The sequence below is a fragment of the Bernardetia sp. MNP-M8 genome (genome assembly GCF_037126285.1).
Classification (GTDB): Bacteria; Bacteroidota; Bacteroidia; order Cytophagales; family Bernardetiaceae; genus Bernardetia.
The window spans coordinates 2,051,743-2,075,086 of sequence record NZ_CP147012.1 but is presented as its reverse complement, the minus strand read 5'-3'; the positions used below and the strand labels follow the sequence as shown (position 1 = coordinate 2,075,086).

Below are 23,344 nucleotides of genomic sequence, written 5' to 3'. Positions count from 1 at the left end.
AATAATAGATAGAACAGCTTAATCAAAATTCTCAGTCTGCAAAAACGTATTATAATAAAAATATGCAAGAAGAAAACAAAAATTTGCCTTATCCTTCTTTTTCAAACTATTCAGATGCAGATGATGCTTCAAATCCATTTTTGTATGAAGAAGTTCTATATAAGAAGAAAAAGCCTAAATATTGGTTACATATTTTGTTATTTGTGATTACTTTCATTGCAACTACTTTGGCTGGAGCAGAATGGATTTTTGGAGAAAAAAGTTTTATTGCTCTTCTCTTTGATGCAGATGGATTTGCAGGCATTGGAAGTGGAGGACTCGGTTTTGATGGCTTTGTGGCTGGTTTGGCTTATTCTATTCCTTTTTTGGGAATATTAACAGTGCATGAATTCGGACATTATTTTGCTGCTAAATATCATAATATTCGGGCTTCTTTGCCTTTTTATATTCCGATGTGGCTTGGTTTTTTGGGAATGCCTTCTACTATCGGAACAATGGGTGCATTTATTAAAATTGAATCTCCTTTTACCTCTCAAAAGTCACTTTTTGATGTGGGTGTAGCAGGTCCTTTGGCAGGTTTTATAATTGCTTTAGTCGTACTTTTTTATGGTTTTTTGAATCTTCCTTCTCCTGAATATGTAATTGAAGTAGCACATCCATCTTGGCAAAAATATGGTTTAGATTATGCTTCTCAAGTGTATAAATCTATTCCAGAAGGTGCAAATATGGAATTGGGAACAAATTTGTTATTTGAATTTTTCAAAAATTATGTTGCTCCAAATCCTGAATGGGTGCCAAATAATAGAGAAATTTTTCATTATCCTTTTTTATTGGCAGGTTATTTAGCTTTGTTTTTTACAGCTTTAAATTTGATGCCGATTGGTCAGCTTGATGGAGGACATGTTTTGTATGCTATGTTTGGTCAAAAATGGCATAAAAAAATATCTATGGGAATGTTTACACTTTTCTTGACCTATGCAGGACTAGGGCTTATTTCGCCTCAAGACCCTATCGAAGATATTGCTCTCTACAGTATTTTTTATCTCTTTTTCTTGTTTATTATTTTTCTAAAAAATACAGAAAAACCGATTACTGCTGTTGTCTTTGCGCTAGGAATTTACGCCTTTCAGTTTGTGCTTGTAAGTATTTTTCCAGAAGTTCATGGTTACTATGGTTGGTTGGCTTTTGGTTTTCTCTTAGGACGAATTTTAGGACTTTCACATCCACCTACACAAAACCAAGTTACACCACTTACAAAAGGTAGAATGATTTTGGGAGTAATTACTTTTATTATTTTTGCTCTTTGCTTTTCGCCTCAGCCTTTTGTGATTTCTTAGATTTCTAAAAATTAACAAACAGTTCACTTATATCGAACCATTCGTTTTTAAACATTTTTCTTCAAAATTTGCTTTAAAGATTATGAAACTAATCTATATTTATGATGCCCTTTGTGGCTGGTGTTATGGTTTTGCACCTGCGATGCGTGATTTTTATCAAAACCACAAAAACGACTTTGAAACCATTGATGTTATTTCTGGTGGAATGATTACAGGAGAACGTATTGGTGCAATTGGAGAAGTTGCTCCTTACATCAAAACGGCTTACAAAGACGTAGAAAACCGAACAGGAGTAAAATTTGGAGAGAAATTTTTAAAGGATATTTTGGAAGAAGGAAGTGCCATTTTCACTTCTATTCCTCCATCCATTGCTCTTTCTATTTTCAAAAAAGAAACTCAAGAAAATCCACAACTAGCAGGAGAAAAGAATGAGAAAATTCTTCATTTTGCCGAAGAGCTTCAAAGTCTTATTTATTTTGATGGCATAGAACCAAAAGACTATTCAAAATACGGCGAATTGGCAACAAAATATGGTTTGGATAAAACTGATTTTGTAGAAAAAATGAATCATTCAGACTATGAAAAATTAGCTCAAAAAGATTTTCAGTTATCGCAAAATTTTGGTGTCAATGGTTTTCCTACTCTCATTATTCAAAAAGACGAAGAATATTATTTATTTGCTAGAGGTTTTGTAGATTTGGCAGAACTAGAAAGGCGTTTTGAAGCGATGAAAACTTCTGTGTAATTACTAAAGGATAACAGACTTCCTAGTCTGTTCAAGTCTAAAATTTCTATTCCTACTTACTAATACAAAAACAGATTAGAAAGTCTGTTATATCATAAAAAATAAAATGATTCCAGCTTATATTGTTGCTATTGGCGACGAACTTCTCTACGGACAAACTCTCAATACAAACGCTTATTCTCTTTCCAAAATGCTAACTGATGTTGGTTTTAAAGTTATCAAACACATTTCTATCGCTGATGAGAGACAGGCAATTTTGGATACTTTCGAAGAAATGTCAAAAGTAGCTAAAATAGTTTTGATTACTGGAGGACTTGGGCCTACAAAAGATGACATCACAAAAAAAACATTTGCAGAATATTTTAATGTAGGAATGCGAAGAGATGAAGTTGTTTTAAAGCATATCGAAAATTTATTTTCTAGTAGAGGAAGAATGATGACTGATTTGAATAAATCACAAGCAGACGTTCCGACAAATTGCACTGTCATTCATAATATGTATGGAACAGCTCCTGGAATGTGGTTTGAAAAAAATGGTTGTATTTTCGTTTCAATGCCTGGTGTGCCTTATGAAACTGAAAATATAATGAGCAATGAGGTAATTCCTCGTTTATTAGATTTTTTCAAACCTCCTTTTATTGTACACAAAAAAGTACAGACAATTGGAGTTCCTGAGTCTATTTTAGCACAAACTATTGAAGATTGGGAAAATGATTTGCCTTCTCATGTTCGTTTGGCGTACCTTCCACATTTGGGAAAAGTAACTTTGAGATTGACAAGTGAAGGAGATGACAAAGAAAAAATTGAGGAAGAATTAAATAATCAAGTTAAAAAAGTAATTCCTCTCATAGAAAAATATGTTTATGGTTTTGATGATGAAACAATAGAGGGAAAAGTAGCTGATTTATTAAAAGAAAAGAATCTTACTCTAGGAATTGCAGAAAGCTGCACAGGTGGTTATGTAGCCCGTACATTTACTCAGCACGAAGGTGCATCTGCTTTTTTTGAGGGTGGAATAATTGCCTACTCAAATGATGTAAAAATAAAGATTTTAGGCGTAAAATTAGATACCATCATAAAATATGGTTCAGTAAGTGAACAAACAGCTTTAGAAATGGCTGAAGGAATCAGAAGAACACTAGGAACAAAAATTGGAATTGCTACAACAGGAGTAGCAGGAACAGGTGGAGGAACGCCTGAAAAACCAGTGGGAACAGTTTGGATTGCTTATTCTGATGAAAATGAAACAGTAGCCAAAACCTATCAACTAACCAAAAACAGAAACTTAAATATTCAACTGAGTACAAATGCAGTTTTGAATTTGCTTAGAAAAAAGTTGATTGAAAAGTAGGCAAATTTTCTGATTCATTAAATACTTTGTAATTTTGTATTATATAAAGATATTTATAAAATAATTGATAAAGTAAATAATGATTTGGAATTACGAACATATAAAAGATTCTTTTGATAAAATAAGCCAAAGCGACCCGATTACCTATTTTGCGCCTTTTTTTATATTTCTTATTCTTTTAGAATTAGGAATTGATTTAGCGCAAAAAAAAGAATGGTACAATAAAAAAGATGCTTGGGCTTCAATTGTTATGGGAATTGGTTCTGTGTTTTTGAGTCTTTTAGCCAAGATTTTTTATATCGGAATTTATATGTGGATTTATGATAATTTCCGTCTCTTTACGCTGCCTAATGTCTGGTGGGTTTGGATTCTGCTTATCTTTGCTGATGATTTTTCTTTTTATTGGCATCACAGATTAAGCCATCAAGTTCGTATTTTGTGGGCTGCTCATTCAAACCACCATTCAGCACAAAGCTATAATTTAGCTGTTGCGCTGCGTCAGAGTTGGACAGAAATGTTTTATAAATATATCTTTTGGTTATGGCTGCCTTTACTTGGTTTTCATCCTGTTATGATGTTTGTAATGATGTCTATAAGTCTTATTTATCAATTCTTTCTACATACAGAGGCAGTTGGAAGACTTGGTTTCTTAGAATTTTTTATGAATACACCTTCTCATCATAGAGTTCATCATGCTACTAATGTAAAATATTTAGATAAAAATCATGCAGGAATTTTTATTATTTGGGATAGACTTTTTGGAACATTTATAATAGAAGATGAAGAAAAACCAATCTACGGACTTGTTCAAAACTTGGAAACTTATAATCCAATTCGTATCGCTTCCCATGAGTATGAGAAGATTTGGGCAGATATTAAAAAGCCTATTTCGTGGAAACATAGAATTAATTATCTAATAAAGCCCCCAGGTTGGAGTCATGATGGAAGCCGAAAAACTACTAAGGATTTGGTAAATGAGATGAAGAAGAATAAATAAATTATTTCAATAATTTATCCCACTGCCTTTCATCTAATTCAATAGCTTCACATTTCAGATGTGAAAGGTTATCGCTCATCTTGAAAATATCGTTGAACCATTCTTTAGTATCTTCATCATCCTCTAAACAATACCAAGTCCATAAGGATTTCTTCCCTGTTCTTGCTGACCAACTAGACAATGCTGTTGCTATTTCTGCTAGTCGTCTCATATAAGAGGTAGAGAGATAACCTATTTTAAGATAGACATGAGTTTGCTGTATGTCGCTTTGAAGTAGCTTTTCAAACCAACAAAAGAAAGGGTGCATAAAGTCTAAAGAGTAAGAATTATACATCTCTCCAGATAGTTCTATAACTCCAGTTTTAATATTACCTTTTATTGTGGGAAACTGTCCTGAAACATAAACTCCCATTCCCCATTTGCCTTCAATCAAAAAATTAAAGCTAGAAAGTGATTGAATAACCTTTGCTAACGGATTTTCAGTATTTTCTCTAAAATGTCTATTTACTATAAAATTATCTTCTTTGGGCTGTACAAATGGAAGAGAATCGAAAACATTAACAAACTCAATAGTCAATAACTCTTTATTGTTTTTGAAATAGTATTCTAACCAATTTTTAAAAGGTAAAAGTTCTTGTTCTGTAAAACAGTTTGCACAATCTGAAATGACAACTTTTCTTTGTATTGTATTTGCATAAACACTAGCTTTAAAACCATGTTGGTTTGCTTTACTTTTTATTAACATTTCATTTTCCATAAAGTAGTTTTTAATTTAAAAATTTAGAAAAAACTGTTGATTTCAAGAATTATTGAAATTTAATCAAAAAAAACTAACTTACCTGCTTCTATTTGGTTATCCATTTTTAAGTAATTCAATCAAAAATTCGCATTCTTTTTTTATTCTATGAAAAATTTATTTTTTACAACTTCTATTTTTTGCCTTTTTATCGTCTCTACTTTTTTATCCAGTTGTGTTTCTTTTACTTCGTATGATGATTTAGAAAGGTTGAAATATTCAGATTTAAGAGGATATGAATACCAAAACAAAGAGTATAATCCTACTGTTGATACTACTCGTTTTATGTACTTTACAAATAAAGAGAATTTTGAAGAATCATTTGGAAACATAAAACATGAGATTAATTTTTCTGAGCAGATTGTTGTAGCTGTTGTAAAATATGAAAAAAAACCTACTCAAATCAATACACAGCATATCACTTATGCACAAAATGAAATTATTTGGCTTTATGAAGATGAATATTCAGATGTAAAAGCTGATTCTCCTTTTGTAGGAATGGCTTTGATTGAAAAAAAGAATTTTGAACAAGTTGTTTTTGTAGAAAATGGTAAAACAGTCTATATAATTACAACACCAGAAGCTCAAAAAAGAGCAAAAGAGAAATTAGAAAAAACCTTTAATAGAACGGAACAAGAAAAATAGTAAATTTGTAGTTCAATATACGTGTAGCTATAACTATTTATAATGGATAATTTTATTCTGTCTCTCATTTTTTGGTTTCCACTTTTGGGAGCTGCTTTTTGTTTAATTCCTTTCAAAGAAAACAAATCTCATTTTTATAAATGGATTGGAGTAGGTATTCTGTCTATCGAACTTATTTTGGTAGCAATAATGCTTTTCATTGCCAAGACTAATTTAGATATGTCTGTTTTTGATGAACAAAATTTGCTTTTGTCAGAAAAATATACGTGGTGGCATGTCAGTGTGGGGAAATTTGGAATTTTGCATGCTGATTATTTTTTAGGAATAGATGCTAAAAATGTTCTCTTAATTGCTCTTTCTGCACTTGTTTTGTGGGTAGGAAGTTTAGTGTCTGTTTTTTCTAAAAAAATACTTTCTCGTCCTCGTTTATATTTTTTCTTGTATCTATTGCTTTCTTCTGCTGTAATGGGAAGTTTTCTGTCATTAGACTTTTTACTTTTCTTTATCTGTTTTGAGTTTATGTTACTTCCTATGTATTTTTTGATAGGAATTTGGGGAGGAAAACGCAAAGAATATGCAGCTATCAAGTTCTTTATTTATACATTAATTGGTTCTGTTTTGATTTTGGTGGCAGGAATCATCATTGTAAATTCTGGAATAGATATACAAAAAACAGCTTTAGAACTAGGCATTTCTACGGAGGAAGTAGTTTTAAAACTCAAAAATTCTACTCTCATTACTCAAAATTCTACTCAAATTGTGCATTCCTTTGATATGCTTGCTTTCAAAGATGCAAACTATTTTCTTCCTCAATCTGCTCTCTTTTCTTATGAAGGAAATACTACTCGTGCTATTGTTTTCTTCTTGCTTCTTATTGGTTTTGCTATCAAATTACCAATTGCACCTCTTCATACTTGGCTACCGATTGCCCATGTTGAAGCCTCAACACCTATTTCAATGGTTTTGGCAGGAGTTCTTTTAAAAGTAGGAGGATATGGACTTTTGCGTCTTCCTTTTTCTGTTTTTACTGATGTAGCCATAGATTTTTCGTTTTGGATAGGAGCTTGGGGCATTTTTTCAATGCTATATGGAGCTTTTTTAGCTCTTGGACAGACTCATCTAAAAAGAATGATTGCTTACTCTTCCATTTCCCACATGGGTTTTGTTCTTTTGGGTTTTGCAGCTATTAATGCAGAAGGAACTAATGGAGCGATGTATCAAATGCTCAGTCATGGAGTTATTTCGCCTTTGCTTTTTCTTTTGGTAGGTTTTCTCTATGAACAGACAAATGACCTTACTATTACTAATTATAGTGGACTTTTTCATAAGCTACCACGTTATACAGCTTTTGTAGGAATTGCTTTTTTTGCAGGTTTGGGACTGCCTACTTTTTCTAGTTTTATAGCTGAACTAACCGTTTTTTTAGGCGTATTTTCTTCAGATTATTTACCAATTTGGTTGGGTATTTTGTCTGCCATAACATTAATTTTGACAGCTAGTTATTTTCTTTGGACATATAAAAGAATGTTCTTAGGTGATTTTTGGTTACATCATAACCTTAAAAATATCAATTTACAAGATATTTCTACTTCTCAAAAAGTAATTGCTTCTATCTTGATTTTCTTTATTGTTCTTTTAGGAATCTTTCCTTCTTTAGTTTTTGGATGGTTTTGAAACATAAAAAAATAGCCTACCAATTTTAATAAAAATAAGTAGGCTATTTTGTATCAAGCTAGTTTAAAATTACCAACTATCCTTTTCAGAATTATTATCTACTATTTCATCATCATATAGAAACTCTCCTTCTATAGGTTTTCTTTGGACAAAAATAGCAGCAAGTAAAGCAATTACAAAAAGCACAACTGCGCCTACCATAATACTTTGAAGAAATGGCATTAAAGGATTTTCGAGTGCTTCACTTGAACTTTTACGAGCTTCTTTCATCGCTTTATCTATTTCGCTTTCTCCCATCCCCATACTTTCTAACATACTTTCTGCTTTATCTAATGAAGCTTTTGCTATTTGCTCTGTATATTCTGGAGCAACAAAGTTATTGAATACATAATTGTATGAAGAACCAATAACATAGCTCAACATTAAAGCTACAAAAACCATTTTGACAGCATCAAAATACTTTATTATTCCTTTATTTTCTTTTTTAATACGAATACAAACAAAAATAATAGCTGCAATAGAGAACACTCCTGAGATAATAGCATAATAACTCATTGAAAATTCTACGCCCATTATATAACCAAAGACAGCTAATAAAATATTTATAACACCTAAAATCAAACCATAACGAATTGCTACCTGCATAATAAAATAGTTAGTTGAGAAATAAAAATAATTTTTTCTTACAACTAATAAGTACACACTAATTAAGTTTTATTACAATTATGCTAAATTCTTATTTTTAAAAAATAGGATTAGATAAAATAAGTCTTCCAATAGAATCTTGTCTTTGTTGTTCTCTCAATCTGATTTTTCTCATTTGTTCAGCATATTCTGGAGTGAGTTTGTATTTTTCTCTCTCTATTTTTTTTTCTATTCTATTTAAAGATTCTCTATAGTCAGTTTTTAAACTATCTGTTTTATAGGCATTTTTAAAATAGGTTTCTGCTAGTTCGAAGCGTTCTAATTTATCTTGAGGTTCGAAGAGCTTGTATTCATATAAAAAACCTAACAAATAATTAGCTGTACTTTGTAGTGGTTTTTGTTTTATTACTTTTTTGAAATAATATTCTGCTTGAGGATAATATTTTTTTTCAAACATATAAATGCCCACTTGTAAAGAAGCTTCATCTAATGTAGAATCTTGTCGAATTGCCTTTCTATACCATACAATAGAACTATCTCGCTTGTTTAGGTTCAGCCAAGTATTTCCATATTGAAGAGAAAGTTGAGAACGAATTTTATTATCTAGTTTATTGTCTTTCTTATTTGAAGCAGTATAACTTGTCTTTTGAAAAGCAACTTGTGCTTCTTTCCATGCATTTTTTGGAAGTTCTGATGCATTATAAGTTTTGATGATTTCTATGTACGCAGGCAGATAGGTGCTATCTTTTTCAATTGCTTTTCTTAAAAATGAAATTGCTTTTGTAGTATCACTTTTCTTATTCCAAATCATTCCCTGATAATAGAGTGTTTCTATTTTCTCTCCTGTTCGGTTTGCAATTTTCTCAAAGGCAGTCAAAGATTCAGACCATTTTTTTTGATTAAATGCAGAATAGGCATACAAGCGATATAATTCTAAGTCTGTAAAACCCAAATCAATCGCCTTTTGAGCAGCACTAAGAACTTTTTGAGGTTCGTTTCTTTGTTGATAAGCCTGTGCCAATGCAAAATAATATTTACTTTTCGTGCTATCCAAAGAAATTGCCTTTTCAATATCCTCTAACGCAATATTTTCTTTTCCAGAAGATAGATACAAAGAAGCTCGTTTATAGTAATAATGAGCTGTATTTTCTTTGTTGTCTGTATTTTCACTTCGTTCAATTTGCTTATTAAGAAACTGAACTTGATTAGAAATAATTGTTGTAACAGAATCTGGAAGAGGAGGTAATGTTTCGACAAACTGCTTCGTATCAGACTGACAAGCCGATAAAAAGCAGAAAACCACTATAATCAATAAGAAACTAAAAGTATTTCTAGACATTTACAATTTACATTTATCATTTACAACTGAAAGTCAGCGTAGCTAATTACTTCTTTAACCATTCTCTAATTATATCTAAAACTACAAAAACATATTTCTGGTGTTCTTCTTTAGCTTCCATTTCAGGTTCTTTCCCTCCTATATTTACCATTTTACCCACATAGTTTTCTTCTTTAGCTTCATTTTCAAAAACCCAAACAGCATATCCTTTTATAACCAAACTATCATCTTCTAGCTTTTCAATATCGCTTTGAGTAAGAACAAAGTATATTTTTTCATCAATTATAAATTTAGAGAGTTGACGTTCACTTTCTTTAATAGAAGCTAATGAACCAGACATTTCTACTTTAATATTTTTATCAGAATGAACAGTTGGAATACGGAAATTTGAATCTTTCATTATATATAAATTACGAATTATGAAATAATCAGCGAAGCTAATTAAAAATTAAAAATTATGAAGTGAAATTCAGTGAAATTGACTGACTAAGGATAACTACATAACTAGTTACTGACTATTTATAGCCAAACCAACCCAATTTATCAGATTTTTTACGCCAGTTTTCACTTACTCTGACATAAAGTTCTAAAAATACTTTTTTACCAAAGAAGGCTTCCATGTCTAATCGTGCTGCTTGTCCAATTATTTTGAGTGCACTTCCATTTTTACCTATCAAAATACCTTTTTGAGATTTTCTTTCAACATGTATTTCTGCATTGATGCGAAGAATTTTTGGTTCGTCTTTAAACTCTAAAATTCCTACTTCAGTAGAATAGGGAATTTCTTGATCATAGTGTAAAAATATTTTTTCTCGTATAATCTCTCCTGCAAAAAAACGTTCTGGACGATCTGTCAGCATTTCTTTGTCGTAATAAGCAGGATGTTTTGGAAGATATTTTAAGATAAGTTCTAATACTTCATTTACATTAAAACCAATTAAGGCAGAAATAGGCAAAATTTCTTGTGGATTTAATACCTCTTTCCAACGAGCAATTTTTTCATCAATGATATCTTGATCAACTAAATCAGCTTTATTTAGTAGAACAATGAGAGGGATTTTCTTTTTATCTAATGCTTTTCGGAGTTTTTCGATAGCATTTTCTTCATCATGACTCTCATCAAGGGAAGTTACAAGCAAAATTACATCAGCATCTTCTAATGATTTTTCTACAAAACGCATCATTTTTTCATGAAGCTCATATTTTGGAGAAATAATCCCTGGTGTATCTGAAAACACAATTTGATAGTCTTCACTATTCAAAATCCCCATAATACGATGGCGAGTAGTTTGTGCTTTGGGAGTTACGATAGCTAATTTTTCTCCTAATACAGTATTCATAAGTGTAGATTTGCCACTATTTGGTTTTCCTACCAACGCTACAAAACCAGCTTTATGATTTTCAGATTCTTTGCCAGCATTTAAAATGGCATCTAAGTCAAGTTCTTTCATACTACAAAGTTCGCTTTTTTTATAGAATAATATAGTATAATTGTTGTTTTTTGCTCAAAAAAAGGGCAACTAAATTGATAAAAACCTATAATTTAGGTTTTTTATAGAAAATAATTACTTTTTTTTAGATAAATACTTGCAGATTAAAAATATTTTCGTACCTTTGTAAAACAATCAGGGTAAATAAATCTTGGTTGTACCAATTACGGCGCGAGATAGAGCAGTTGGTAGCTCGTCGGGCTCATAACCCGGAGGTCACAGGTTCGAGTCCTGTTCTCGCTACTAAGTCATTAAATTGACATCAACCATTTTAGATTAGTTTCTAAAATGGTTTTTTTTTGTTTCTATATTTCCCTGATGTTAATCTATCAAAAACAAATATTTCAAAAATTCATAATAAGTTTATTTATTTGTTGATAGAAAACTGCCTAATTAACTTTATTTTTGCAAAACTAAAAGAATAGAGGCATTTTTGTATAGTTTTATACACACCTTAAGACGTATAAAAGTTTACACATGCTATTTTTACTTCTATCAATCAAAAAAATACCCCATTCTCATGCAGAATAACAACCGTGTACTTGTCGTAGATGATGAACCCGATATTTTGGATTTGCTCAAATACAATTTGGAACGTGAAGGATATGAAGTAGAGGTCGCTTCCAATGGCGAAGAAGCTATAAAAAAAGCTGAGTTTTTTAAACCTGAACTCATTCTTTTGGACATCATGATGCCCAAAATGGATGGGGTAGAAACTTGTCGTTTGCTTCGTGAAATGCCTGATATGATAGATTCTTATATCATTTTCTTGACGGCTCGTGCTGAAGAATATTCAGAAGTAGCAGCTTTTGATGTTGGAGCAGATGATTATTTGAACAAACCTATCAAGCCTCGTGCGTTGATGAGCCGTATTAATGCGCTTTTCCGTAGAGAGTTTAAAAAGCAGCAGACACAATCTCATGAAGTAATTGAAATTTCGGATTTGTATATTGATAAAACAAGTTATACCTTACAGAAAGATGGTGAACTGATTGCACTTCCTAAAAAAGAGTTTGAACTAATTTATTTCTTAGCTCAAAGTCCAAATAAAGTATATAATCGTGAAGATTTATTGAAAAATATTTGGGGACAAGATGTGTATGTTTTGGCTCGTACTGTTGATGTTCATATCCGTAGAATCAGAGAAAAAATTGGAGATAATTATATCAAAACTGTAAAAGGAGTCGGATATAAATTTATGTCAATTGATGAAATGTAGAAATTTACTTTTGTTGGTCTCGTTTCTCTAAAATATCAACAAAGGCAGAAAATCAATGTATTTAAGAATTTATCATAATTACATGATAATAAAAAGTAAAACCTTGCTAGAAGGAAAAAAAAATAAGAGCATTTATGAAAGTCTGATGAATGCTATCAAACGTTCTTTGGTAAGCTCAAGAGCTGTAGCCATTATACTTTCTTTATTGGTAAGTAGTGTAACGAGTGCTTTTTTATCGCTAATTCCTAGTGTTAATTCGGTGGCTTTATCAGTTTGTTTTTTAGTTTCATTTTCATCTTCTTTCATCTTAATCTATATTGCTTTTGAGTTTCTTATTTTCAAGGAAATAAATAATGTATATAGTAAGCTATCAAAGATAAAAAAGAAAGATTTCAAATTTGTTCCTCCTTCTTCTGACCTTCTTCCTTCTGCAAATCCTATTCGCAGAGTAAATCAAGAAATTACAGCGTATGCAGGACAGAAACAAAAAGAAATTGATGAGCTTCGTAGAATGGAAGTTTTTCGAAGAGAATTTATTGCAGATGTTTCACATGAACTTAAAACGCCTATTTTTTCGGCACAAGGTTTTATTCTTACTCTTATTGATGGTGCAGTAGATGATGAAAATGTACGTGATGCTTTTTTGGGTAAAGCTGCCCGTAGTTTAAAGGCTTTAGCTGCTTTGGTGGAAGATTTATTGACTCTTTCCCAAATAGAATCAGGCGACATTACGATGCGTTTGGAAGAATATGAAATGCAAGACCAAGTTTTGGAAGTCTTCGAACAGCTTGAAAATAAGGCTGAAAGGCGTGGAGTTACACTAAAACTAGTCAGTCAGTACGAAGAAGGTGTTTATGTATATGCTGATTATAATCGTATCCGACAGGTTTTGATAAACTTAATTATTAATGCTATCAAATATGGAAAAGAAAACGGAACGGTAACAGTTACACTCACTCAAACCACCAAAAATCTAAAAATATCTATCAAAGACGATGGAAATGGAATCGAACCTGAACATTTAGTTCGTATTTTTGAGCGTTTTTATAGAATAGAAAAAAGCCGTTCGAAACAAGAAGGAGGAACAGGTTTAGGACTTGCCATTGTAAAACATATTATTGAAAAGCACGATTCTAAAATTAGTGTTAAAAGTAAAATGGGAGAAGGAACACAGTTTACTTTTAAATTGCAGCGTACCGAAGTAGTAGAGGAGGAGTAAATAAAATAGTTGCTCTCTGTTAGGCAATTTTTTATCTATTGTTATATATCTTGGATGCAAAAAATATTCTGAAATTTCTTTCTGTGTTTTCTGCTTCTTATGTATTTTATTCATAAAAATCATTATTAAAGAATAATAATAAAATATGTTGTATAAGATATTAAGTCAATTTGGACATTTAGTAAAGAAACAAGAAATTCCGTCTAAAGTAAATTTACTTCAAGAGGGTAAAATTTCTACGAAGTTTTTTTTTATTGAAAAAGGATGTTTAAGACTCTATTTCAACCATGAAGGTAAAGATATAACATTTCAATTTTTCTTCGAAGGAGAGGTTGTTTCATCTATTGAAAGTTTCAAAACAAATCAGCCAAGTTTATTTGCTATTGAAAGCATTGAACCTTGTATAATATATTCTATATCTAAAAGAGATTTTGAATTGCTAATAAATAAGTCTTTAGAAATAAAGGAAATTATGGAAAATCAGATATTTCAAAGGTTATTACTTTATCAAAAACTCTTTTTATCTCGTATCAAAAATACGCCAAAAGAAAGGTATCAAGAACTTTTAGAGAATAGTCCTAAATTACTTCAAAGAATTCCCCAACATTATATCGCATCTTTTTTAGGAATTACCTCAGTATCATTAAGTAGAATAAGAAATAGAAAGTAGTCATTTTTTAACAATTGTTATCGTCAGAGCATTTTTGATTCAAGACCTTTGTATTGTAAAATTTATCTAACTAATAAAACAATACAAAATGAAAGTCGTAATTATTTTTAATCATCCTTATGAGGGCAGTTATTGTAATGCTATTCTAAAATCTACCTTACTTGGACTTCAAATAGCAAATCATCAAGTTGATGTTATACATCTTGACAAAGAAAATTTTAACCCTGTAATGAGAAGTGAAGACCTTAGAGCTTTTATCAATAAAAATCCTATTGATGAGAAGGTAATTGAATTTGGAGATAGACTAAAAGATGCTGAACATTTAATTTTTATTTTTCCTATTTGGTGGGAATTAATGCCTGCATTAATGAAGGGATTCATTGATAAAGTAATTTTTCCAGGTGTAGCATACGATTATGTTAATGCTAGTAACACCAAAATGAAACCTCTTTGGGATAAAGTAAAAGGAATTACCGTAATTACCACAATGAATACTCCTAGTATTTTATATAATTGGATTTTTGGAAATGCCATTCAAAAAGCACTATTAAGAGGTACTTTTTGGAAATTAGGATATAAAAACCGTAAATGGATAAGTCTTAATAGAGTAAAAATGGTTTCTCCAGAAAAAAGGAAAAAGTGGTTAACAAACATAGAAAGTAATTTCTCAAAACTTAAATAGGTCTAAAACAGATAGACTAATAACGACATCACTTCAAAATAAAAAAAGGTACAAGATTTTTCTTTTACCTTTTTTGTTTTTTCCATTACTCAAAACTTAATATTAGGATTTACGCACCTTAATATTATATAAGTTTTAAAACATTGAATTTTAGATAGTTATGGTTTTATTTTGATTTATAAATTTGAAATTCTTGTTCAAATAAAATCATTTAAAAGTACATAGTATTCTGATTATTAAGAAGTTATAGTATTACATAAATTTAGAGTGTGTAACTCCAATAATATATATATTACTGTTTCCATTTCCTTTCCTACAAACTAATTTCTAGGCAAATTAAAATCGATTATCTAAGAAATATGTCTGCTCTTAAATAGTAATACCAAATTATTTTTATAGACTGTTCCACAAGTTGCACTATTTTTTCATGAAAATTGTTCAAGCAAGGACACTTAAATCAGTTTTTGTGTGCTTTATACTGCTTCGTAATTAGATTTCGAAAATTTTCTTCTATCAGTACACCTTATAAGGTGTGAGATAGTTTGTTTTCTTAACTGTATTGATACTTATGAACGGCTTTAGCCCTCAATGAAGTTAAACTGTCTGAAAGGTTTACTTTTTCGAAAACCAAAAACGTATGAGTATAAGTATTCTTTCAATTGAATATCAAATAAAAAATAGAAGTAATGAAACTAGAAGACTTTGAATTAGTGAAAAAATATAATCCTTTTTTTGAGGATATGAAAAATACCATACAAGACCCAATAAAACATGCAGAAGGAGATGTTTTTACACATACTCAAATGGTTTTGGATTCTATATTAAAGACAGAAGAATGGAATACATTTTCTAAAGAAGAACAAGATATTTTGCTCTTGACAGTTATTTTTCATGACATTTGCAAACCTCATACACTTACACATGAAGCTGATGGAGGTATTAGTCACCCAAGCCATGCACGAAAAGGTGCACAACTAACAAGACAGATTTTAGATAAAGAAAACTATGATTTTGATACAATCTATAAAGTCTATCAAACTATTTTTTATCACGGTTATCCATTTTGGGCATACTCAAAAGATAATCCTCAAAAGAATATGATTTTGACTAGTATTTTATCAAATAATAAATGGTTGTATGCTTTTGGAAAAGCTGATTTAGGAGGACGTATTTGTAAAGACTGGGAAGAGTGGGCATATCGCTTAGAAGTTTTTAAAGAATTAGGGTTAGAAAATGAGTGTTTTGATGCGCCTTATACTTTTCATTCAGATTATGATAGATTTGAATATTTTAGAAAAGAAGATAATTTTCCAAATACACAGCTTTATGCCAGTTATGATTTTGAAATAACGATGCTTTGTGGACTTCCTGCTAGTGGAAAGGATAGTTTCATAGTAGAAATGAATGAAGATTTGCCTATCGTTGCAATGGATAATTTGAGAAGAGAACTAAAAGTAAAACCAACTGATAATCAGGGTAAAATCATTCAAGCAGCCAAAGAACGAAGCCGAGAATATTGCCGAAAAAAACAATCTTTTATTTGGAATGCTACCAATCTGACAAAACAAGTTCGAAGTAGTTTGATTTCAATTTGGCTTCCTTACAAACCCAAAATCAAGATTGTGTTTCTTCATAAAAATATTAATCAGATTGTAAAAGATAATAAAGCAAGAGAAGAAAAAGAGATTGTGCCTACTAAAAAGATTTGGGAGATGCACCAGCGTTTAGAATTTCCTGATATACAAGAAGCTCATGAGGTGGTTTTCTTAGAAAAAAAATGATTTATTGTTTTAATTTCTTTATATATTTTCTATTTCGCTACAAAAAAGCGAAATTTGCGACCTTATTTGATTTACGAATGAGGTTTTTTTATACAAAATGATTTTATGCTTCTTTTGGCAGTAGATTTTGGAAATACGTCGCTCAAAGCAGCACTCTTCGAAAGTGAAGTGCTTTTAGAAGTGCGTTATTCTCTTTCTACTACTGACTTAGAGAATTGGATAAATGAAATTAGAAATTCGTTTTCTGCTTCTTTAGAAGGTATAATGATAAGTTCTGTTAGAAAAAATGAAGAGATTGAACTTTCTTTTGTGGAAAGTTTAAAAAGAAAATTAATTTCTACTCATCTTGATAATTCTAAATTAATCATAAAATCAAATTCAGAAATAAAAGAAATTGCAACAGATAGTAAAGGAGTTAGCGTCGTAGTATCAGTTATGCTATTAGATGAAAATACGCCTTTGCCCATTCAAAATAATTATAAAACCCCTAAAACTTTAGGTAAAGATCGCTTGGCTGCTGTAATTGGTGCTTTTTTTTTACAAAAACAAGTTATCAAACAGCCTACTTTAGTAATTGATGCAGGAACTTGTATTACCTTTGATTTTATTGATACAAATCAGTCAGAAGGAATTTTTGAAGGAGGAAGCATTTCATTAGGTTTGCAGATGCGTTTTAAGGCTCTGAATCATTTTACAGCAAAACTACCTTTGTTTGAACCAAATGAAATATTGCCTACACCTATAGGACAAACAACACAGGAAGCAATGCAAAGTGGGGTTCAGTTTGGACTTATTTCTGAAATAAAGGGTATTATTGATTTTTATCAGAATCAAGTTTCTATAAAAAAGAATCAAATAAATACTAATGAAAACAACACAAATAAAGAGCTAAATATTGTCGTCTGTGGTGGCGATGCTCAAATCTTAAAAAAATGGTGGGAGGAATATTTAATACGTTTTCCAAATAATTCTCACACTTACCCAAAATGGACTATCGAATCAAATTTGGTTTTGATAGGATTACAACGAATTTTCCAGTTTATAAAAAATAATGAAGACAACTAATTTTTATCTCCGTTCTAGTTCAAGGTTATTTACTCCTGTTTTGGTAGTAATTTTTATCTTGTTTACCTATTTTTCTGCATCTTTTTCAGTTTTTGCTCAAACAGCAAATAATCCTTTTTCACGAATTGGATTAGGAGAAATTTCTTCACAGCGTTCTATTTCCAATCTTGGAATGGGAGGAGTAGGGGTGAGTCTTCCGACAGTAAAATATTCAAACCTTCAAAATCCAGCTCTTTTGAGTTATCATAAACTTACTGTTTTTGAAGCTGCTGGAATCGGAGAATACAAAGATTTAAGAACAAATACTATTCAGACAAATGATTTTGGTGGAAATTTGGGTTATCTATCACTTATTTTTCCTGTTTATAAAAATATGGCTATCAATATTGGCTTTCAACCCTTTTCTTCTGTCAATTATAATGCTGTTAGTTACGAACTTTTACAAAATACTCCCACTTTTGTAAAATATGATTATGCAGGCTCAGGAGGTGTTTCACAAGTATTTTTGAGTACAGGATATAAAATTATTCAAAATCTTTCTGTAGGTGCACAAATCAATTATAATTTTGGAGCAGTCAGTAATACTTCTACTGCTTCCTTAGATGACTTTAGAGGTGGTTTTATAGCTCAACTCAGTGACCGTTATAATTATGGTGATTTTACGTATCGTTTGGGAGTACACTATTTTATTCCTGTTTTTGATAATTCACAGATTAATGTAGGAGTAAGTTATGATGGAGCTGCTGACTTTGAAGCAACTCATTTCAGAGCCTTCGAACGCAAAAATTTTAGTGATATAGTTATCGATGGAGATACACTTTTTTCAGAAAAGAAAGAAGCTATTCAAATTCCTGATGCTATTACGTTTGGTATTAGCTTACAACGTGGTTATCTAGAAGCTGCATCAGGAACTCAAAATACAGCTTATAGTTTTGGTATAGATTATAGTATGCAAGATTGGAGCATCTCAAATAGCTCTTCTATTGTAGGAAATAATCGTTTGCAGAATAGTTATAAAGTTAGTGTAGGAGGAGAAATTACACCTAATGTTCGTAACTCTAATTATCTAGCCCGAACAACTTACCGAGCAGGGTTTTCTTATTCTCAAACACCATTAGTTGTCAATAATGAATCAATTGAAGATATGAGTGTAAGTATTGGCTTTTCACTTCCTGTCAAGAATAACTTCTCTTCACTTAATATGTATGGAGCAATTGGTCAGCGTGGAAGTTTGAACACTATAAAAGAACAATATGTAAAATTTGGTTTAGGAATTTCTATTAGTGATAGATGGTTTGTTCGTTCTAGATTTGATTAATATCTTTTTTAATAAATATATATTAAACGTTATCACAATTAAATTAGTAATGTTCATTTTTCCATAGCGCAGGGTTTGCAAACCCTGCGTTATGGAAAAATAAGACTGATTTGTTTTTCTATAACTTGCTAATTATTAGACCTGTAAACAACTGTGATAACGTTTATTCAAAACTCCTTATTTGTCTAAAAATGAATAAGGAGTTTTTTTGTGGCATAATTAATCAATATTTTGTCTCTTACTTTTTTGAAGCCTTGTTTATAGCCAAATCAAAAATTACTTATTAGAATAAATACATAATTTTTTTATACTCAAATTTGCTTTTATCCAAATAATTGACTTTATTTGAACAAAATACCAATAAATACGCTGCACGCATAACAATTTTAGAAAACATAATAAGTAGTTAACTTTTTCTTAACAAAGTTAATCCTTTTCTAAATTAGCTTTACTGTAAAAAAAATCGCTCTATTCTTACTATAAATAGATAAGAAATTCGATTTAGGGTCTTAGTGTTCTAGTCTAGTTCTAGTTTTAATTTTATTGAATCGAATTTAATAAATTCTGATTTATTGCTAATTAATCGCTAATCATCCGTTTTGTGATACACGTTTTAGATTTAAAAAACATAAAAAGACTGGTTATCTATTTAGATATAAATTCTTTCCAAAAGCTACCTTGTTGTTTGGTTTCCAAACTTCACTATTTTTTTGTCGCTTTGTTTTTAGTAAATCTTATCACAAGAAATTCTATCATAGAAATAAATATATTTCATTCAAAAAATCAACACAATCAATTATGTCTAACACAAAATCTGAACTTCTAGTGAATCTAGAAGTGAAAGGAGAAGTTACGCCTGAATTTAAGAAAATACTTACTGATGATGCCCTTATTTTTTTGGCAGAGTTACACCAAAAATTTGATGCTCGTCGCCACGAATTATTAGAAAAAAGAAATAAAAGACAAGAGCAAATCAATAATGGAATAATGCCTACTTTCTTAGCCGAAACGAAGCATATCAGAGAAGACAAAACGTGGAAAGTTGCTCCAATTCCGAAAGACTTACAAGATAGAAGAGTAGAAATTACAGGACCTGTTGAAAGAAAAATGATGATAAATGCACTTAATTCGGGTGCAAATATTTTTATGGCAGACTTTGAAGATTCAAATTCACCTACTTGGGAAAATGCTGTTCAAGGTCAGATAAATTGTTATGATGCTATTCGCAAAACAATTACTTTCCACGATGAAAAGAAAAATAAACACTATGAATTGAATAAAGAAACGGCTGTTTTGCTGGTTCGTCCTCGTGGTTGGCATCTTAATGAAAAGAATTTATTGATTGAAGGAAAACCTATTTCTGGAGGTCTTTTTGACTTTGGTTTATATGTTTTCCACAATGCAAAAGAACTTATGAATCGTGGTTCGGGAGCTTATTTTTACCTTCCAAAAATAGAATCTCATTTAGAGGCTCGTCTTTGGAATGAGGCTTTTGTTTTTGCTGAAAATTATCTTGATATTCCTATCGGAACGTTTAAAGCAACTGTTCTTTTAGAAACTATTATGGCTTCTTTTGAGATTGAGGAAATCTTATACGAACTCAAAGACCACATGGCAGGAATCAATGCAGGACGTTGGGATTATATTTTCTCTGCTATCAAAAAATTCAGAAATGTAGTCAAAAATCCACTTCCTGACCGTGGACAAATTACAATGACAGTTCCATTTATGAGAGCTTACACTGAACTTTTGGTAAAAGGGTGTCATACAAGAGGAGCGCACGCTATTGGTGGAATGTCTGCTTTTATTCCAACACGACACGACGAGGAAATCAACAAACAAGCCTTCGAAAAAGTAAGGAAAGACAAAGAACGTGAAGCCAATGATGGTTTTGATGGTTCTTGGGTAGCGCACCCAGATTTGGTAAAAGTAGCAAAAGATGTTTTTGATGCTAAATTTGGAGACAAACCCAACCAAAAAGACCGTTTGAGAGAAGATGTAAATGTAGAAGAAACTGCAAAAAATCTTACCAACTTTGATATCGAAGGGGGAAAAATTACTGATGCAGGTGTCAGAATGAACTTCAATGTAGGTATTCGTTATATCGCTTCTTGGCTAGATGGAGTTGGTGCAGCAGCTATTTTTAATTTAATGGAAGACGCAGCAACAGCCGAAATTTCAAGAACACAACTTTGGCAATGGCTCAACAATCCAAATGCTGTATTGGATGGAGATAGCAGTAAGCCAATTACAGAAGAATATTTGAGAAAATGTATGGAAGAAGAGTATCAATCTATAAAAGATGAAGCTGCTCAATATCCAAACTTTGACTTCGAAAACTCAAAATTTCCAAAAGCAAAAGAGCTTATGGAAGGATTGGTTTTCACAAAAGAATACAAAGACTTTTTGACAACAGAAGCATACCATTTAATATAAAGTTTTAGACCCTAAGGGTTTTCAGAAACACTTAGGGTCTAGTAAAAAGAAAAACCAAAATCCTTAACTGGACACACAATAAATCGACAAGCACAAACACACGCCAAACTGTATTTCTAACATAAAAAAATAATTTAAAACCTGTTATTAGATTGTGATTTACTGATTATGAGTAATTGATAACTGATAACTGAAAAACTGATAACTGAAATATTATGTCTAAGACAAACGGAACTTCGAACAAATTTGCTCACAGAAGCGTGTCAGAATTAGAAAACGAATGGAAAACATCAGCTCGTTGGAAAGGAATTACTAGAGATTATACAGGAGAAGATGTAGCTAAATTACGTGGTTCAGTAAAAGTAGAACATACATTAGGACGTATGGGCGCAGAGCGTTTGTGGAATCTTATGCACAATGAACCTTATGTAAATTCATTAGGTGCAATTACAGGAAACCAAGCTGTACAGCAAGTAAAAGCTGGTTTGAAAGCTATTTATATGAGTGGCTGGCAGGTAGCAGCAGATGGAAACAATGCTGGACAAATGTATCCAGACCAAAGTTTGTACCCTGCTGATAGTGTTCCAAAAATGGTAACTCGTATCAATAACGCTCTTTTACGTGCTGACCAAATTGAAAATGCAGAAGGGCAAGAACCAATTCATTGGTTAGCTCCAATTGTAGCTGATGCAGAAGCTGGTTTTGGGGGTGTTTTGAATGCTTTTGAACTTATGAAAGCAATGATTGAAGCAGGTGCAGCAGGTGTTCACTTTGAAGATCAACTTTCTTCTGCTAAAAAATGTGGACACATGGGAGGAAAAGTATTAGTTCCTACTAAAGAAGCTGTTCAAAAATTGAAAGCTGCTCGTTTGGCTGCTGATGTTTTGGATGTTCCTACTGTTCTGATTGCTCGTACAGATGCAAATGGTTCATTTTTGATTACAAGTGATATTGACGAAACTGATGCTCCATTTATTTCTGATGAGCCTCGTACTTCAGAAGGATTTTTTGTTTTGAAAGGTGGAATTGAAGCTGCTGTTGCTCGTGGATTGGCGTATGCACCGTATGCTGATGTAGTTTGGTGTGAAACTGGTAAGCCAGATGTAGAGGAAGCTCGTTATTTTGCTGAAAAAATTCATGAAAAATTCCCAGGTAAATTATTGGCGTATAACTGTTCGCCTTCTTTCAACTGGACAGCTAATTTAGATAAAGACACAATTGCTAGTTTCCAACAGCAATTAGGAGAAATGGGTTACAAATTCCAATTCGTAACACTTGCAGGTTTCCATAGCTTAAACATGGGAATGTTCGAACTTGCATTAAAATACAAAACTGAAGGAATGGCTGCTTATTCTCGTCTTCAAGACAAAGAATTTGATTACGAAGAAAAAGGCTATACTGGAACTAAACACCAACGTTTTGTAGGTGCTGGTTATTTTGATCAAGTAGCTCAAGCTATCGTAGGCGAAGGTTTATCTACTGCTGCCTTGAAAGGTTCAACGGAAGAAGAGCAATTTCATGACGCAAAAGCTGATGCTTAAATAAAAGTAAACTGGCAGACATTTTAAAGTGTCAGTACAGGTATAAAGTAAATAATAAAAAACGAACTATCTCAAAAAAAGAGGTGGTTCGTTTTTTATTGTGAAAATACATACTACTAGACAAAAACTAAAAAAGTAATATAATTTTAAGAATGACAGTAGAACACACATTTATAGGTGTAAAATGACTGAAAACTATACAGAACAAAATTAGATTCAAAATTTTTAAGGTGAGAGAACGAATATTTAGAATTGCAGTTGCATTACACAATATGAGAGTACAACATAGGGACATAAACATTAACTGTGATAACATCTAATACAAGGCAAATTTTTATCTTTTAATTAAAAACAATAAATACACAATCTACGAAATTCTTAGCAATACCAAAAA

The 23,344-nt window shown here is 31.4% G+C and carries 20 protein-coding genes and 1 tRNA gene; 16 read left to right on the top strand and 5 right to left on the bottom strand.

Translation table 11 applies throughout. The annotated features are described in order from the left end of the window. Positions 1 to 62: 62 nt before the first annotated feature. The 4 genes from V9L04_RS08595 (at position 63) to V9L04_RS08580 (ending at position 4,430) form a co-directional block, all read left to right on the top strand. Positions 63 to 1,337 (top strand): site-2 protease family protein, encoded by a 1,275-nt coding sequence (locus V9L04_RS08595; RefSeq protein WP_338793685.1) that lies wholly within the window; start codon positions 63 to 65, stop codon positions 1,335 to 1,337. Positions 1,338 to 1,419: 82 nt separating this feature from the next. Further along, complete coding sequence (locus tag V9L04_RS08590) at positions 1,420 to 2,082, top strand: DsbA family protein (RefSeq protein ID WP_338793684.1); 663 nt, start codon at positions 1,420 to 1,422, stop codon at positions 2,080 to 2,082. A gap of 106 nt (positions 2,083 to 2,188) precedes the next feature. Then, entirely contained in the window at positions 2,189 to 3,433 is a 1,245-nt protein-coding gene (locus V9L04_RS08585; RefSeq protein WP_338793683.1) for a competence/damage-inducible protein A, read from the top strand. 79 nt (positions 3,434 to 3,512) lie between these two features. After that, positions 3,513 to 4,430: a sterol desaturase family protein gene (locus tag V9L04_RS08580; RefSeq protein WP_338793682.1), complete on the top strand. Its 918-nt coding sequence runs from the start codon at positions 3,513 to 3,515 to the stop codon at positions 4,428 to 4,430. A gap of 1 nt (position 4,431) precedes the next feature. On the opposite strand, the gene V9L04_RS08575 is transcribed toward V9L04_RS08580, so the two are convergent. Beyond that, positions 4,432 to 5,187, bottom strand: coding sequence for a SiaC family regulatory phosphoprotein (locus V9L04_RS08575; protein WP_338793681.1), 756 nt, complete (start codon positions 5,185 to 5,187; stop codon positions 4,432 to 4,434). 147 nt (positions 5,188 to 5,334) lie between these two features. Between V9L04_RS08575 and V9L04_RS08570 the strand changes: the two genes are divergently transcribed. Both V9L04_RS08570 and V9L04_RS08565 read left to right on the top strand, forming a co-directional pair. Next, positions 5,335 to 5,871, top strand: a complete 537-nt coding sequence (locus tag V9L04_RS08570; protein ID WP_338793680.1) for a hypothetical protein — start codon at positions 5,335 to 5,337, stop codon at positions 5,869 to 5,871. Positions 5,872 to 5,913: 42 nt separating this feature from the next. After that, positions 5,914 to 7,545 (top strand): NADH-quinone oxidoreductase subunit M, encoded by a 1,632-nt coding sequence (locus tag V9L04_RS08565; RefSeq protein WP_338793679.1) that lies wholly within the window; start codon positions 5,914 to 5,916, stop codon positions 7,543 to 7,545. 69 nt (positions 7,546 to 7,614) lie between these two features. Here V9L04_RS08565 and V9L04_RS08560 read toward each other — a convergent pair whose 3' ends face one another. From V9L04_RS08560 to era, 4 genes are all read right to left on the bottom strand, one after another. Next, positions 7,615 to 8,190, bottom strand: coding sequence for a DUF4199 domain-containing protein (locus tag V9L04_RS08560; protein ID WP_338793678.1), 576 nt, complete (start codon positions 8,188 to 8,190; stop codon positions 7,615 to 7,617). Between the two features lie 97 nt (positions 8,191 to 8,287). Then, positions 8,288 to 9,529 (bottom strand): CDC27 family protein, encoded by a 1,242-nt coding sequence (locus tag V9L04_RS08555; RefSeq protein ID WP_338793677.1) that lies wholly within the window; start codon positions 9,527 to 9,529, stop codon positions 8,288 to 8,290. Positions 9,530 to 9,575: 46 nt separating this feature from the next. Further along, a complete protein-coding gene (locus tag V9L04_RS08550) occupies positions 9,576 to 9,929 on the bottom strand; it encodes a hypothetical protein (RefSeq protein ID WP_338793676.1) in 354 nt (117 codons plus the stop codon). 115 nt (positions 9,930 to 10,044) lie between these two features. Beyond that, the gene (gene era, locus V9L04_RS08545) at positions 10,045 to 10,980 is read right to left on the bottom strand and encodes a GTPase Era (RefSeq protein ID WP_338793675.1); all 936 of its coding nucleotides are present in this window, start codon (positions 10,978 to 10,980) and stop codon (positions 10,045 to 10,047) included. Between the two features lie 209 nt (positions 10,981 to 11,189). Between era and V9L04_RS08540 the strand changes: the two genes are divergently transcribed. The 10 genes from V9L04_RS08540 (at position 11,190) to aceA (ending at position 22,950) form a co-directional block, all read left to right on the top strand. Continuing rightward, positions 11,190 to 11,262: transfer RNA gene (locus V9L04_RS08540), tRNA-Met, on the top strand. 277 nt (positions 11,263 to 11,539) lie between these two features. Then, complete coding sequence (locus V9L04_RS08535) at positions 11,540 to 12,238, top strand: response regulator transcription factor (protein WP_338793674.1); 699 nt, start codon at positions 11,540 to 11,542, stop codon at positions 12,236 to 12,238. A gap of 82 nt (positions 12,239 to 12,320) precedes the next feature. Further along, the gene (locus V9L04_RS08530) at positions 12,321 to 13,457 is read left to right on the top strand and encodes an ATP-binding protein (protein ID WP_338793673.1); all 1,137 of its coding nucleotides are present in this window, start codon (positions 12,321 to 12,323) and stop codon (positions 13,455 to 13,457) included. A gap of 145 nt (positions 13,458 to 13,602) precedes the next feature. Next, the gene (locus V9L04_RS08525) at positions 13,603 to 14,127 is read left to right on the top strand and encodes a Crp/Fnr family transcriptional regulator (RefSeq protein WP_338793672.1); all 525 of its coding nucleotides are present in this window, start codon (positions 13,603 to 13,605) and stop codon (positions 14,125 to 14,127) included. Between the two features lie 88 nt (positions 14,128 to 14,215). Then, entirely contained in the window at positions 14,216 to 14,809 is a 594-nt protein-coding gene (locus V9L04_RS08520) for an NAD(P)H-dependent oxidoreductase (RefSeq protein WP_338793671.1), read from the top strand. 686 nt (positions 14,810 to 15,495) lie between these two features. After that, positions 15,496 to 16,590 (top strand): AAA family ATPase, encoded by a 1,095-nt coding sequence (locus tag V9L04_RS08515; protein WP_338793670.1) that lies wholly within the window; start codon positions 15,496 to 15,498, stop codon positions 16,588 to 16,590. Positions 16,591 to 16,695: 105 nt separating this feature from the next. Further along, positions 16,696 to 17,655, top strand: a complete 960-nt coding sequence (locus V9L04_RS08510) for a type III pantothenate kinase (protein WP_338793669.1) — start codon at positions 16,696 to 16,698, stop codon at positions 17,653 to 17,655. After that, complete coding sequence (locus V9L04_RS08505; RefSeq protein WP_338793668.1) at positions 17,642 to 18,973, top strand: hypothetical protein; 1,332 nt, start codon at positions 17,642 to 17,644, stop codon at positions 18,971 to 18,973. Before V9L04_RS08510 ends, V9L04_RS08505 begins: the two co-directional genes overlap by 14 nt. Positions 18,974 to 19,771: 798 nt before the next feature. Then, the gene (aceB, locus tag V9L04_RS08500; RefSeq protein ID WP_338793667.1) at positions 19,772 to 21,409 is read left to right on the top strand and encodes a malate synthase A; all 1,638 of its coding nucleotides are present in this window, start codon (positions 19,772 to 19,774) and stop codon (positions 21,407 to 21,409) included. Between the two features lie 215 nt (positions 21,410 to 21,624). After that, complete coding sequence (gene aceA / locus V9L04_RS08495; protein WP_338793666.1) at positions 21,625 to 22,950, top strand: isocitrate lyase; 1,326 nt, start codon at positions 21,625 to 21,627, stop codon at positions 22,948 to 22,950. The last annotated feature ends 394 nt before the right edge of the window (positions 22,951 to 23,344 follow it).

Bases quoted from the DNA above. Each gene is read 5' to 3' on its own strand.
- V9L04_RS08595 (WP_338793685.1), top strand. From the start codon at position 63: ATGCAAGAAGAAAACAAAAATTTGCCTTATCCTTCTTTTTCAAACTAT.
- V9L04_RS08590 (WP_338793684.1), top strand. From the start codon at position 1,420: ATGAAACTAATCTATATTTATGATGCCCTTTGTGGCTGGTGTTATGGT.
- V9L04_RS08585 (WP_338793683.1), top strand. From the start codon at position 2,189: ATGATTCCAGCTTATATTGTTGCTATTGGCGACGAACTTCTCTACGGA.
- V9L04_RS08580 (WP_338793682.1), top strand. From the start codon at position 3,513: ATGATTTGGAATTACGAACATATAAAAGATTCTTTTGATAAAATAAGC.
- V9L04_RS08575 (WP_338793681.1), bottom strand. From the start codon at position 5,187: ATGGAAAATGAAATGTTAATAAAAAGTAAAGCAAACCAACATGGTTTT.
- V9L04_RS08570 (WP_338793680.1), top strand. From the start codon at position 5,335: ATGAAAAATTTATTTTTTACAACTTCTATTTTTTGCCTTTTTATCGTC.
- V9L04_RS08565 (WP_338793679.1), top strand. From the start codon at position 5,914: ATGGATAATTTTATTCTGTCTCTCATTTTTTGGTTTCCACTTTTGGGA.
- V9L04_RS08560 (WP_338793678.1), bottom strand. From the start codon at position 8,190: ATGCAGGTAGCAATTCGTTATGGTTTGATTTTAGGTGTTATAAATATT.
- V9L04_RS08555 (WP_338793677.1), bottom strand. From the start codon at position 9,529: ATGTCTAGAAATACTTTTAGTTTCTTATTGATTATAGTGGTTTTCTGC.
- V9L04_RS08550 (WP_338793676.1), bottom strand. From the start codon at position 9,929: ATGAAAGATTCAAATTTCCGTATTCCAACTGTTCATTCTGATAAAAAT.
- era (WP_338793675.1), bottom strand. From the start codon at position 10,980: ATGAAAGAACTTGACTTAGATGCCATTTTAAATGCTGGCAAAGAATCT.
- V9L04_RS08535 (WP_338793674.1), top strand. From the start codon at position 11,540: ATGCAGAATAACAACCGTGTACTTGTCGTAGATGATGAACCCGATATT.
- V9L04_RS08530 (WP_338793673.1), top strand. From the start codon at position 12,321: ATGATAATAAAAAGTAAAACCTTGCTAGAAGGAAAAAAAAATAAGAGC.
- V9L04_RS08525 (WP_338793672.1), top strand. From the start codon at position 13,603: ATGTTGTATAAGATATTAAGTCAATTTGGACATTTAGTAAAGAAACAA.
- V9L04_RS08520 (WP_338793671.1), top strand. From the start codon at position 14,216: ATGAAAGTCGTAATTATTTTTAATCATCCTTATGAGGGCAGTTATTGT.
- V9L04_RS08515 (WP_338793670.1), top strand. From the start codon at position 15,496: ATGAAACTAGAAGACTTTGAATTAGTGAAAAAATATAATCCTTTTTTT.
- V9L04_RS08510 (WP_338793669.1), top strand. From the start codon at position 16,696: ATGCTTCTTTTGGCAGTAGATTTTGGAAATACGTCGCTCAAAGCAGCA.
- V9L04_RS08505 (WP_338793668.1), top strand. From the start codon at position 17,642: ATGAAGACAACTAATTTTTATCTCCGTTCTAGTTCAAGGTTATTTACT.
- aceB (WP_338793667.1), top strand. From the start codon at position 19,772: ATGTCTAACACAAAATCTGAACTTCTAGTGAATCTAGAAGTGAAAGGA.
- aceA (WP_338793666.1), top strand. From the start codon at position 21,625: ATGTCTAAGACAAACGGAACTTCGAACAAATTTGCTCACAGAAGCGTG.